The organism is Mycolicibacterium tokaiense, from assembly GCF_010725885.1.
Classification (GTDB): domain Bacteria; phylum Actinomycetota; class Actinomycetes; order Mycobacteriales; family Mycobacteriaceae; genus Mycobacterium; species Mycobacterium tokaiense.
Map to the genome: position 1 here is coordinate 751,932 of NZ_AP022600.1, position 12,034 is coordinate 763,965.

Below are 12,034 nucleotides of genomic sequence, written 5' to 3' on the forward strand. Positions count from 1 at the left end.
TGTACGTAACTTTCATACTCAGTGTTTGTAAGTATGGAGAGGATAGCCGACATGCCCCAGGTCACGTTGCCCCACGCCGCCGTCGAGTACCGCGAACTCGGGCCGGCCGACTCCGTGCACCCACCGGTGGTGTTCGTGCACGGCATGCTGGTCGACCACCGGCTGTGGTCCGAGGTGGCCACCACCCTGGCTGAGCAGGGCTATCGCTGCATCCTGCCGGACTGGCCGCTGGGCTCCCACACCCTCCCGGTGTCCGATCGCAGCAGGCAGTCCCCCGCCGGCGTGGCGGAGACCATCAACGATTTCCTCGAGGCCCTCGACCTGACCGACGTCACCCTGGTGGGCAACGACACCGGCGGCGGTCTGTGCCAATTCCTCATCGACGCGCACCCCGAACGCATCGGACGGGTGGTGCTCACCAACTGCGACGTGTTCGACAAATTCCCACCGTTCCCGTTCAACGCGGTGTTCGCCATGCTGCGCGGTCCGCGGACCATCACCGCGTTGTTCAGCGCCCTGCGCCTGAAGGCACTGCGGCACTCGCCCCTGGGATATGGACTGCTGGCCGACGCGGACCCCGCCCTGACCGCCGCGTGGCTGACACCCGCCCGCACCGATCGCCGGATCGCCACCGACCTGGCCGTCATGCTCCGCCACGTCGCCCACACCGACCTGACCGAGGTGGCGCCGCGGCTGCGTGCGTTCACCCGCCCGGTGACGGTGGTCTGGGGCATGGCCGACCGTTGCTTCACCCCGGAACTCGGACGCCGGCTGGCCGCCCTGTTCCCCCAGGGCACCTTCGTCGAGGTGCCGGGCGCACGCACGTTTGTCCCCATCGACAACCCTGCGGCAGTGGCGCGGGCGATCGCGAGCGTCGGCGCCACCTGCGCCTAACCTTCGCGTGTTATGAGTGAGCGGTGGGAGCACCGCTGACACGAAGACTGGGACTGACCGATGCCGTCCTGATCGGGCTGGGGTCGATGATCGGTGCCGGCGTCTTCGTCGCCTTCACTCCCGCCGCCGCGGCCGCGGGATCGTGGTTGCTGATGGGTCTGGCCCTGGCCGCCGTGGTGGCCTACTGCAACGCCAGCTCGTCGGCGCGTCTGGCGGTGCTGTACCCGGAGTCCGGCGGTACCTATGTCTACGGCCGGGAACGCCTGGGGCCGTTCTGGGGCCACCTGGCGGGATGGTCGTTCATCGTCGGGAAGACCGCGTCGTGTGCCGCGATGGCCATGACGGTGGGGTTCTACGTCTGGCCCGCCCACGCGCACCTGGTCGCTGTAGCCGCCGTGGTGGCGCTGACCGTGCTCAACTGCTTCGGGGTGCAACGCTCGGCACTGCTGACCCGGATCATCGTTGCGGCGGTGCTCGCGATCGTGGCCGCGGCCGTCGTCGGGATCTTCACGGCGGGCAACCCCACTGCGACCGTAAGCGACTCGCCGCCATCGGTTCTCGGGGTTCTGCAGGCAGCCGGTCTGCTCTTCTTCGCCTTCGCCGGGTACGCCCGCATCGCGACGCTGGGCGAAGAGGTGCGCGACCCGCACCGGACCATCCCCCGCGCCATCACACTGGCCCTCGGTATCACCCTGGTGGTCTACGTCGCTGTGGCGCTGGCCCTGCTCCACGCGCTCGGCGACACCGGACTGGCCGCCGCGACGGCACCGGTGGCGGAGGCGGTGAGCGCGGTCGGGCTGCCGTGGCTGTCACCGGTGGTCCGGGTGGGTGCTGCGCTGGCCGCGCTGGGCGCGCTACTGGCGTTGATCCTCGGCGTATCCCGGACCACGCTGGCCATGGCACGCGACCGCCACCTGCCGGCAGTGTTGGCGACCGTGCACGCGGGGGTGCCCCGGTACGCCGAGATCACCGTGGGAGTGGTGGTGGCACTACTGGCCGCCACCGTGGATCTGCGCGGCGCCATCGGCTTTTCGTCGTTCGGCGTGCTGGTGTACTACGCCATTGCCAATGCCTCGGCCTTCACGTTGGGGCGACACGTGGTTCCGGTGATCGGACTGACCGGCTGCCTGGTGCTGGCGGTGACGCTGCCGTGGACGTCGGTGCTCACCGGCGCCGCCGTGCTGGCCGTCGGTGCGCTGTCCTATGTTCTGCGCCGGAACTAGGCGACCAGAACGTGGGCCGCGCCGGCCATGTGGCTGGCCACGGTGGCCGCGGCGAGGTCGGCGTCACCCGCTTCGATGGCGTCGACGATCTCCATGTGCCGCTTGGCGTCCATGTTCTTGATGGCACGGTCCACGCCGGCGAACATGATCGACATCCGGATGCTGCCCTCCAGCGAGGTCCACTGGTGCAGCAACGTCTCGTTGCCGGTGAGCTGGCACATGGTGCGGTGGAAGCGCAGGTCGGCTTCGATCCGGTCTTCGAGATTGGATGCCGCCCAGCGGTCCATGTCGTCGACGGCATCCCGCAACAGCCGCACGCACTCGGTACGGTCAGCCAACGCGGCGAGTTCGCGCGCGGCCAATGACTCCAGGGCGGCCCGGACGTTGAAGATGTCGCGAATCTCCTTGGTGTCCAGGTGCCGTACCGAGAGCCGGCCGCGCGCGCCCGCCGAGATCAGCCCCTCCTGCTGCAGCTGGCGCATGGCCTCGCGCAGCGTGCCACGGCTGATCTGCAATTTCTCCGACAGCTCGGTCTCCACCAGGTGGGTGCCCGGGGGCAGTTGACCGGTGGTGATGGCCCGGCGCAGCGCGCTCAGTGCCTGCTGGCGCAGACTGGTTTTCTCCAGCCGCAGCAGCGATGTCGCATCAACGGACATCGGCCACCCCATCGGTTTGTCAACACTTGTCTGTCAACAACACCCTACAGGCGGTCGAGCACCGTTGCGACGACCCGCGCCGTGGACAGTCCGTACCGTTCGTGCAGCGTGGGCAGCGCCCCCGCGGCCAGGAACTCGTCCGGCAGGGCGACGGGAACCACCTGCTTGCCGAGTCCGCGACGCACCACCTCGGCGGCCACCGTTTCGAACAACCCGCCCACCACGGTGTGGTTCTCGCACGTCACCACCAGGCGGTCCGAATCAACCTGCTCCAGTACGGTTTCCGCGTCGAACGGCTTGATGGTCGGGGTGTGCACCACGGCGACGTCGACGTTGTGCGCCGCCAGTTCCCGGGCTGCCGCCAGCGCACGCATGGTCATCAGACCGCTGGAGATCAGCACCACGTCATTACCGCCACGCAGCACCTTGGCCTTGCCCAGCTCGAACGAATAGTCGTACTCGTCCAGCACCGTGGGCACCTGGCCACGCAGCAGCCGCAGGTAGGTGGGGCCGGGACTGGCCGCCAGCTGCGGTACCGCCTGCTCGATGTCCACCGAGTCGCACGGGTCCACGATCGTCAGCCCCGGCACCCCGCGGAAGATCGCCATGTCCTCGGTGGCCTGATGGGACGGGCCGTATCCGGTGGTGAGACCGGGCAGCCCGCCGACGATGTTGACGTTGAGCCCCGGCTCGGCGATGTCGAGGCAGATGAAGTCGTATGCCCGCCGGGCGGCGAACACCGAGTAGGTGGACGCGAACGGTACCAGCCCCGTCTCTGCCATGCCGGCGGCCGCACCGAAGAGCAGCTGCTCGGCCATACCCATCTGGAAGAAGCGCTCCGGGAACGCCTTTGCGAAGACGTGCATGTCTGTGTACTTGCCCAGGTCTGCGGTCAGCCCGACGATCCGCGGGTCGGCTTCGGCTGCCTGCACCATGGCGTGACCGAAGGGCGCCGGCGCGGTCTTCTGCCCTGGGTCGGCGAACGACGCGATCATCGCCGACGTGCGCAGCTTGGCGGGGGCGCTCATGCGGATACTCCTTCGAAACCGGTGCGGAGCTGCTCGCGGCAGATCGCCCACTCGTCTTCCTCGATGCGCATGAAGTGCGCCTTCTCCCGGTTCTCCAGCAGTGGCACACCGCGTCCGATCCTGGTGTCGCACAGGATGACTGCCGGGACGTCGGCATCGTTGGCCGCGTCGAACGCGGCCAGCAGGGCGTCGACGTCGTTGCCGTCGACACGCTGGGCGAACCAGCCGCAAGCCGTCCACTTGTCGGCGACCGGTTCGGTGCGCAGCACCCCGGCAGTGGGGCCGTCGGCCTGCAGGGCGTTGATGTCGACCATGGCAATGAGATTCGACAGCGCGTGGTGCGACGCACCCATGGCGGCCTCCCACGTCGAGCCCTCGTCGAGTTCGCCGTCGGACAGGAAGTTGATCACCCGCGCGCCGTTGCCCTGGTGCCGCAGGCCCAGGGCCATCCCCACCGCGACGGTCAGACCGTGCCCCAGCGATCCGCCGGAGATCTCCATTCCCGGTGTGTAGCTCGCCATTCCGGACATTGGCAGCCGGGAGTCATCGGAGCCGTAGGTCTCCAGCTCCTCGACGTCGATGATGCCGGCCTCGGCGAGCGCAGCATAGAGGCCGATGGCGTAGTGCCCGGTGGAGAGTAGGAACCGGTCGCGGCCCTGCCAGTGCGGATCGTCGGCGCGGTACCGCAGTTGGTGGGCGTACACCACGGCCAGCATGTCCGCGGCGCCCAGCGCCTGGCCGACGTAGCCCTGCCCCTGCACCTCGCCCATGTGCAGCGCGTTACAGCGGATGCGGTAGGCCGCTTCCCGGACTTTCTGGGAGGTACTCAGCACCGCGGTCATGCGATCGCGCTCTGCGGGGCGGGGGTGCGGGCCTCGGCTTCGGCGGCCAGCTGACGCTCACGCGGGCCCCAGGTTTCGCGGGTGGACAGCGCGGCCCACAGCCCGATCGCCATGTAGGTGCTGAACAGCACCGCCGGGCCCCACCAGCCGAACGCCTCGAAGAGCAGGGTGGTGACGAAGGGGGTGAATCCGGAGGCGATGGCCGAGATCTGGTAGGCCAGTGAGGCGCCGGAGGATCGGGTGTTGGCGTTGAATAGCTCGGGGAACCAGCCGCCCTGGGCACCGGCGAGGGCGTTCTGGCAGACGCCGTAGGCGATGGCGAAGCTCGCGATGTAGAGAAACATCTGCCCGGTGTTCACCATCGTGAACATGAGGATGCCGAATGGGATACCGAAGGCGGTGACCGCGATGTAGACGGGCCTGCGGCCGATCTTGTCGGTGAGGGTGGCCCAGCCGAACGTGGCGAAGATGCCGAGTGCGGACGCGATGCACAGCGCTGTCAGCGTCTGGCTGGCGCTGGCCAGTCCGGTGCTCTTCAGGTAGGAGATCATGTAGGTGATCGAGACGGCGTAACCGGCGGTCTCGGCGATGCGAAGACCGATGCCGCGCAGAATATTTCGCCAGTCGGTCTTGAGCACCTCGGCGATGGGTGACTTCACGATGCTGCCGGATTCCCTGACCTCTTCGAACACCGGCGACTCGGGCACCTTGGCGCGGATCACGAGGCCGACGATCACCAGGATCATGCTGGCCAGGAACGGCACCCGCCACGCCCAGTCACCGGGCAGGTGCACGCTGACCAGGAAGGTGAGGTTGGCCAGCAGCAGGCCGACCGGGAAGCCGGCCTGCACGATGCCGGTGTACTGGCCCTTCTTCTTCCACGGCGCGTGCTCGTAACACATCAGGATGGCGCCGCCCCACTCCGCGCCGAAGGCCAGGCCCTGGATGATGCGGACGGTGACCAGCAGCACCGGGGCCAGGATCCCGACGGCAGCGTAGGTGGGCAGCAAGCCGACGGCGAACGTGGCCAGGCCCATGATGATCAGCGAGGCGACCAGGACCGGCTTGCGTCCCACCTTGTCGCCCAGGTGGCCGCCGATGACGCCGCCGAGCGGACGGGCCAGGAAGCCCACACCCAGGGTGGCGAACGCGGCCAGCGTGCCGGCCAGCGGCGAGGCGGAGGGGAAGAAGGCGGTGCCGAAGTACAGCGCCGCGGCGGTTCCGAAACCGATGAAGTCGTAGGTCTCGATCACGGCGCCGACGCCGGATCCGACGGCAACTCGTTTGGCTTCCGGCGTGCCGTGCACCGGGCCGCGCATCTTCAGAGCGTCGTCGCTCATGGGCGTCATCCTCTCAAATCCTGGTCTAGCTGGGCAATCACGATCACTGTCGACGGTCAACAGTGCGATGCGACATAGTGTGACCCCGCGCACACGTCACTGTCAACAGTCAACATGAACTAGTGCTTATCAGTTGACTGTCAACAGTCGACCGAGCTACTGTGGCTGTCGTCACAAGCCCTGCACGTCCCGAGGTGTCCCGATGTCCTGCCCCACCACAACCTTCGACAGCCGGCTCGGCTGCTCCACGATCAGCTTCCGGCACCAGGCCCTGGCCACCGCGCTGGCCACCATCGCCGATCTCGGTTTCGAGGAGATCGACCTGGGCGCCCTGCCCGGCGTGTGCGACCACGTCCCCTACGTCCTCGACGAGGCGGCCGTGGCCGACGTTGCCGCCACCGTGGCGGCCTCCGGACTCCGGGTACGGTCCATCAACGGCGACATCGGCGACCTGAACACACCGCTGGCTGACGGTCCGCGCGCCGACCGTCAGCGCCATCTGATGATGCTCGTCGAGCTCGCCGTCGCCACCGGCTCACGGGCGCTGGTCCTGCCTTGCGGTGCACTGGAACACGAACCGGTGCGCACCCTGGCCGACGACCTGGACCTGGTGGCCGCCGAACTGACCGCCGCCGCACAGATGGCAGCAGACCGCGGGGTCGAGCTGTGGACCGAGTCCCTGCACTACTACCGCCTCTGCTACGACATCGAACGCGCACAACAGCTTTCCGACCGGCTGCCCGAGCAGGTGGGCATCGTGATGGACTTCAGCCACATCGTCGCTTCCGGCGCCGACCCCGGCGAGTTCGTCCGCCGCTTCGGCCCCCGCATCACCCACGTGCACATCCGCGACGCCGTGGCCGGGAACATCAACCTCTCCGTGGGCAACGGCGCCGTCGATTTCGGCTTCGGACTCAAGACACTGGCCCACGCCGGTTACCAGGGGCACTTCTCCCTGGAACTGGAAACCAGAGACATCACGCACGACGAACGACCCGCTGCCGCCGCACGGGCCGGCCGCTTCATCACCGAATCGATCTAGGGAGAACACATGTCGATCACAACCCAGCGCACCGCCGTCATCACCGGGGCCACCTCCGACAAAGGCATCGGCATGACCGTCGCGCAGCGCTACGCCGCCGAGGGCTGGGCCGTGGTGATCCTGGATCTCGACGGCGAGAAGAGCGCCAAGGTGGCCGCCGACATCGGCAACCAGTTCGCCGTGCCGGCCTACGGCCACGCCGTCGACGTCACCTCCGAGGACTCGGTGACCGCCGCCCACGCCGCCGTCGCCGCCGAGGTGGCCGCCGGCAATCTCCCCGCGGTCGGGGCGCTGGCCAACATCGCCGGCATCACCTCCCCCGTTCCGTTCCTGGAGACCACCCTCGAACTGTGGAACAAGGTGTTCGCGGTCAACTCCACCGGCACCTACCTGGTCACCAGGGCATTCCTGCCGGACATGATCGAGCAGGGCTGGGGCCGCATCGTGAACATGAGTTCGGTGTCCGCCCAGCGCGGCGGCGGCGTCTTCGGCAAGGTGCCCTACTCGGCGGCCAAGGCCGCGCTGCTGGGGTTCACCAAGGCGCTGGCCCGCGAGGTCGCGGACAAGGGTGTGACCGTCAACGCCGTCACCCCCGGAGCCGTCGACACCAACATCCGGGTGGGCTCCACCGACGAGCAGGAGGCCGCCCTGGCCGCCGCCATCCCGGTCGGCCGCACCGCCACCACCGATGAGGTGGCCGCCTGCATCACCTTCCTGTCCAGCGAGGACGCCAGCTACCTGACCGGCACCACCATGGACATCAACGGCGGCAGCCACATGCACTGAGGCCGAAGGCGGGGTTCGGTGTGCGCCCTCCGCCGCAGTGGTGTGTCATCTACGGATGATTCCGCTGACCTGGAAGCCCGTCACCAGCACGGCCGATCCCTCCTTCGTCGTCGGCCCCGACGAGCGGCTGAGCTGGCCCAAGACCATCGGCATCGGCGCCCAGCACGTGGTCGCCATGTTCGGGGCGACCTTCCTGGTGCCGGTGCTCACCGGCTTCCCGCCGGCCACCACCTTGCTGTTCTCCGGCATCGGCACCATTCTTTTCCTGCTGATCACCGGCAACCGACTGCCCAGCTACCTGGGCTCCAGCTTCTCGGTGATCGCACCCGTCACCGCGGCGACGGCCTCGGCCGGCACCGGTAGCGCGCTCGGCGGCCTCATCGCCGTCGGGGTGCTGCTGATCGTCATCGGCGCCGTCGTGCACATCGCGGGCACCCGGTGGATCGACATCACGTTGCCGCCCATCGTGACCGGCGCGATCGTCGCGCTCATCGGCTTCAACCTGGCGCCGGCCGCCAAGAACAACTTCGTCGAAGGGCCACTGGTCGGCATCGTCACCCTGGTGCTCCTGGTGGCCGCGCTGGCCTTCTTCCGCGGGCTGATCGGCCGCCTGGCCATCTTCCTGGCCGTGGTCATCGGCTACCTGCTGGCGCTCGCCCTCGGCGACGTCGACACCTCGGCGATCGCGGCTGCCGCCTGGATCGGGCTGCCCGAATTCCAGGCCCCCTCCTTCGATCTCGCCGTTCTGCCGATGTTCCTGCCCGCGGTGATCGCCCTGGTGGCCGAGAACATCGGGCACGTGAAGTCGGTGGGTCAGATGACCGGTACCGACGTCGACCCGCTGACCGGGCGCGCGCTGGCCGCCGACGGCATCGCCACCGTGCTGGCCGGCGCCGGCGGCGGTTCGGCCACCACCACCTACGCCGAGAACATCGGCGTCATGGCCGCCACCCGGGTGTACTCCACCGCCGCCTACTGGGTGGCCGGGATCGCCGCGATCCTGCTGGCACTGTGCCCGAAGGTGGGCGCCACCATCTCGGCGATACCGCCGGGTGTCCTGGGCGGTGCGACCATCGTGCTCTACGGCCTGGTGGGTGTGCTCGGCATCCGGATCTGGCTGACCAACCACGTCGACTTCTCCCTGCCGATCAACCAGATGACCGCCGCCATCGCCCTGATCATCGGCATCGCCGACTTCACCTGGCAGATCGGGGATCTCATCTTCACCGGCATCGCCCTGGGGTCCATCGCGGCGCTGGTGGTGTACCACGGGATGCGCGGGCTCGGCGCGTTGCGCGGCGTCCCGGCCACGCCCGCGACGCCGGCCGAACCCCTGACCTGACACCACAAACCACGGGTTTTCCGGGGTCCCGTACGGCCGACTGCATTGTCAGGCTGGGCGGTATGACTGATCACGTGCTCGAACCGGCGGCCCAGGAGTTCGCCGACGCCACCTCCACTCCCCCATTCCTCTACGAACTCGGTCCCGAGGGGGCGCGCAAGGTCCTCGACGACCTGCAGGCCGCGCCCATCGCCAAGCTCGACGTGGACGACCGCTGGATCACGGTGGCGTGCCGGTTCGGCGATGTCGCGGTGCGCATCGTCACCCCACCTGGCACGACGGGCCTCCTGCCGGCCGTGCTCTACATCCACGGCGGCGGCTGGGTGCTGGGCAACGCGGGCACGCATGACCGGCTGGTGCGTGAACTGGCCAACGGCGCCGGCGCGGCGATCGTCTTCGTCGAATACGACCGGTCACCCGAGGCGCACTACCCGGTGGCCATCGAGCAGGCCTACGCCGTGGCGCAGTGGATCACCCAGCAGGGTGCCGAGCACGGACTGGACGCCGAACGGATGGCCATCGCCGGGGATTCCGTCGGCGGCGACATGACGGCGGCGGTGGCCATCATGGCCAAGCAGCGCGGCGACGTCCGATTCATCCACCAGTCGCTGTACTACCCCGTCACCGACGCCGGGCAGGACACCGCAAGCTACTCCGAGTTCGCCGACGGCCCGTTCCTGACGGCCAAGGCGATGGCCTGGTTCTGGGACTGCTACCTGCCCGATGAGGCGAAGCGTTCCGAGATCACAGCGTCACCCTTGCGGGCCGGGCTCGACGACCTGCGCGGCCTGCCCCCGGCGCTGGTGATCGTCGACGAGAACGACGTCCTGCGTGACGAGGGCGAAGCCTATGCCCGCAAGCTGACCGCCGCCGGGGTCCCGACCACCAGCCTGCGGGTCAACGGGATCATCCACGACTTCATGATGCTGAACCCGGTGCGCGAGACCGCTGCCACCACCGTCGCCATCGAGATCGCGATCCAGAGCCTGCGGAAGGCGTTCGCCCGATGAGTCTGGTCGCCGTCACGGGAGCCTCCGGCTACGTCGGGAGCCACGTGGTCAATCAGCTGGTGCGCCAGGGCTATCAGGTGCGCGCAGTGGTGCGGGGCAGCGGACGTGCCGACGAGGTGCGCCGACTGGCCCAGACCGAGCCGGCGATGCGGGAAGCGCTGCACCAGCTCGGCAGGCGGCCGCAGATCGACAACACCAAGGCCAAGACCCTGCTGGGCTGGTCGCCGCGGCCGGTCGAGGACACCATCCTCGACACCGCCCACTCACTGCTGCGTGCCGAGACCGACGTTTCGCCGTGAGCCACTAGCACTTTCGGGCCCGTGCGTGAGATTGGGCGGGTCAGGGGTCAGGGGCCCATCGCGGAGCGGTGGCGCAGGTCGTGGGCGGGCACGCCGTTGGGGCCCTCGATGGAAGATGCGTAGGTCCCGACAGTGAAGGCCAGACCCGAGCCCGTGATGGCCAGCGCCTCGCGGTTCACCGCCCGGGCCGTGTCCCGCACAGTGTGGTAGTTCGGGTCGAAGGGCGCGCCGGCGGTGCCACCCCACAGCCGGGCCTGCACCGCGGTCTTCTGTTGCGGCCCACCGGTGGTCAACCCGCCCACCGGAATCCCCGCGGTCAGGAAGGGGTGGTAGTCGGTGCTCGCGGACAAGGGCATGTCAGCCGGGCGCATCCCGGCCAGATTCAGATAGCCGGCCAGCGTGCGCTCCAGCCCCTCCGATCCGACGGGCACGTCCTCGGCGTCCACATCGGGGCTCGGCGCCCCGGACTGGTCCCCGTCATAGGTGAAGTACCCGGCATTCGGCGAGCCGATCATGTCGACGTTGAGATACAGGGCGATGTCGTTGAGTTCGTCGCGGCTGCGGTTGAACACGTAGTCCAGCGACCCGGCCAGCCGACTCTCTTCGCCACCCCAAAATGCGAACCGCACCGCGTTGCTGACGTCGGGTTCGGGCCCGAGTTGCAGGGCGGTCTCGAGCACCGCCGCCACCCCCGTGCCGTTGTCGTTGATTCCTGGGCCCTGCGGCACGCTGTCGAGATGCGCACCCACCATCACGACATCCCTGGTGGAGCCGGTCCTGGTCTGCGCCAGCACATTACGCGAGGTGACCGTGGCCGTTTTCCCGTCGAGCACCACCCGCGCCGGACCGGTGGCCCGACGCAGCGCCGCGCCGCCCTCGTCACCGATGACGGCCACCGGAAGCGTGAGCCGCTCGTAGTACCCCCGCTCGAAAAGCCCCGGCGGACTACCGTTTCGGCCACCTGCGCTGACCACCACCAGCGCTGCGGCCCCTTTGTCTACGGCCGCCTGGTGTTTGGCCACCACCGAACACCCGGTGTCGTCCACCACCACCACCGCACCCCGGGGCACCCGGGCCGGATAGTCGGCCGCGCTGCAGCCGGGAGCGCGGGCGGGCCGGACCACCGGACCCTCGACGCCGCGTGACTGCACCAGCAGCGAGGCCTGGTCCACCTGGTAGGTGCGGCCGCCGACAGTGACCGTGGGACGGCCGGCGTCCTGGGTCTCCAACCGCTCGAATTCGGTGGTCTCGACGTCGAAACCCTTGTCGCGCAACACAGTGATCACGTAGTCCACGCTGGCGTCGAAGCCAGGTGTGCCGTCGGCCCGGTTTCCGCCGTGCTCGGCCGCGATGTCCTGCAGCCGCTGCAGGTGCACCGACATGCCGGCCTCGGTGACCTGTTCGGCCAGATGGTCGGCCAGGCTGACCACCTGCTCGGGTGGCGCCGGCGCCGGCGGCGAGGAACATCCCGACAGCACCACCACCGTCGAGAAGACCGCCACCAACCCCGCCCCTGCACGCCTCACCCGCACAGGCTAGCCCCTCACCGGTGCCCGCCCGGCGTCATCGTTG

The 12,034-nt window shown here is 68.8% G+C and carries 12 protein-coding genes; 7 read left to right on the plus strand and 5 right to left on the minus strand.

All coding sequences use genetic code 11. The annotated features are described in order from the left end of the window. Window positions 1-51 precede the first annotated feature (51 nt). Both G6N58_RS03620 and G6N58_RS03625 read left to right on the plus strand, forming a co-directional pair. Window positions 52-894: an alpha/beta fold hydrolase gene (locus G6N58_RS03620; RefSeq protein ID WP_115279680.1), complete on the plus strand. Its 843-nt coding sequence runs from the start codon at window positions 52-54 to the stop codon at window positions 892-894. An 86-nt stretch (window positions 895-980) separates the two neighbouring features. Further along, window positions 981-2,117: an APC family permease gene (locus G6N58_RS03625; RefSeq protein ID WP_115281837.1), complete on the plus strand. Its 1,137-nt coding sequence runs from the start codon at window positions 981-983 to the stop codon at window positions 2,115-2,117. Here the strand turns inward: G6N58_RS03625 and G6N58_RS03630 are convergent. From G6N58_RS03630 to G6N58_RS03645, 4 genes are read right to left on the minus strand one after another with little or no spacing between them, the layout of a single operon-like run. Beyond that, on the minus strand, window positions 2,114-2,773 hold the full coding sequence (locus G6N58_RS03630) for a GntR family transcriptional regulator (RefSeq protein WP_068918621.1): 660 nt from the start codon (window positions 2,771-2,773) through the stop codon (window positions 2,114-2,116). The two genes, G6N58_RS03625 and G6N58_RS03630, sit on opposite strands and share 4 nt — an antisense overlap. Before the next feature lie 44 nt (window positions 2,774-2,817). After that, window positions 2,818-3,801, minus strand: coding sequence for a transketolase family protein (locus G6N58_RS03635; RefSeq protein ID WP_068918622.1), 984 nt, complete (start codon window positions 3,799-3,801; stop codon window positions 2,818-2,820). After that, window positions 3,798-4,643: a transketolase gene (locus tag G6N58_RS03640; RefSeq protein ID WP_115279679.1), complete on the minus strand. Its 846-nt coding sequence runs from the start codon at window positions 4,641-4,643 to the stop codon at window positions 3,798-3,800. The genes G6N58_RS03635 and G6N58_RS03640 overlap by 4 nt, the downstream gene beginning before the upstream one ends. Then, window positions 4,640-5,983: an MFS transporter gene (locus tag G6N58_RS03645; RefSeq protein ID WP_115279678.1), complete on the minus strand. Its 1,344-nt coding sequence runs from the start codon at window positions 5,981-5,983 to the stop codon at window positions 4,640-4,642. The genes G6N58_RS03640 and G6N58_RS03645 overlap by 4 nt, the downstream gene beginning before the upstream one ends. A gap of 202 nt (window positions 5,984-6,185) precedes the next feature. Here G6N58_RS03645 and G6N58_RS03650 point away from each other — a divergent pair, with 202 nt between their 5' ends. From G6N58_RS03650 to G6N58_RS03670, 5 genes are all read left to right on the plus strand, one after another. Then, window positions 6,186-7,025: a sugar phosphate isomerase/epimerase family protein gene (locus G6N58_RS03650; RefSeq protein WP_115279677.1), complete on the plus strand. Its 840-nt coding sequence runs from the start codon at window positions 6,186-6,188 to the stop codon at window positions 7,023-7,025. 9 nt (window positions 7,026-7,034) lie between these two features. Further along, a complete protein-coding gene (locus G6N58_RS03655) occupies window positions 7,035-7,811 on the plus strand; it encodes an SDR family NAD(P)-dependent oxidoreductase (protein ID WP_115279676.1) in 777 nt (258 codons plus the stop codon). A 55-nt stretch (window positions 7,812-7,866) separates the two neighbouring features. Then, window positions 7,867-9,153 (plus strand): uracil-xanthine permease family protein, encoded by a 1,287-nt coding sequence (locus tag G6N58_RS03660; protein WP_115279675.1) that lies wholly within the window; start codon window positions 7,867-7,869, stop codon window positions 9,151-9,153. A 62-nt stretch (window positions 9,154-9,215) separates the two neighbouring features. Next, entirely contained in the window at window positions 9,216-10,163 is a 948-nt protein-coding gene (locus G6N58_RS03665) for an alpha/beta hydrolase (RefSeq protein WP_115279674.1), read from the plus strand. Further along, window positions 10,160-10,462 carry a GDP-mannose 4,6-dehydratase gene (locus G6N58_RS03670; RefSeq protein ID WP_115279673.1) on the plus strand — a complete coding sequence of 101 codons (303 nt, stop codon included), beginning with the start codon at window positions 10,160-10,162 and terminating at the stop codon, window positions 10,460-10,462. The genes G6N58_RS03665 and G6N58_RS03670 overlap by 4 nt, the downstream gene beginning before the upstream one ends. Before the next feature lie 47 nt (window positions 10,463-10,509). On the opposite strand, the gene G6N58_RS03675 is transcribed toward G6N58_RS03670, so the two are convergent. After that, window positions 10,510-11,988 (minus strand): M28 family peptidase, encoded by a 1,479-nt coding sequence (locus G6N58_RS03675; RefSeq protein ID WP_232067718.1) that lies wholly within the window; start codon window positions 11,986-11,988, stop codon window positions 10,510-10,512. Window positions 11,989-12,034: the final 46 nt, after the last annotated feature.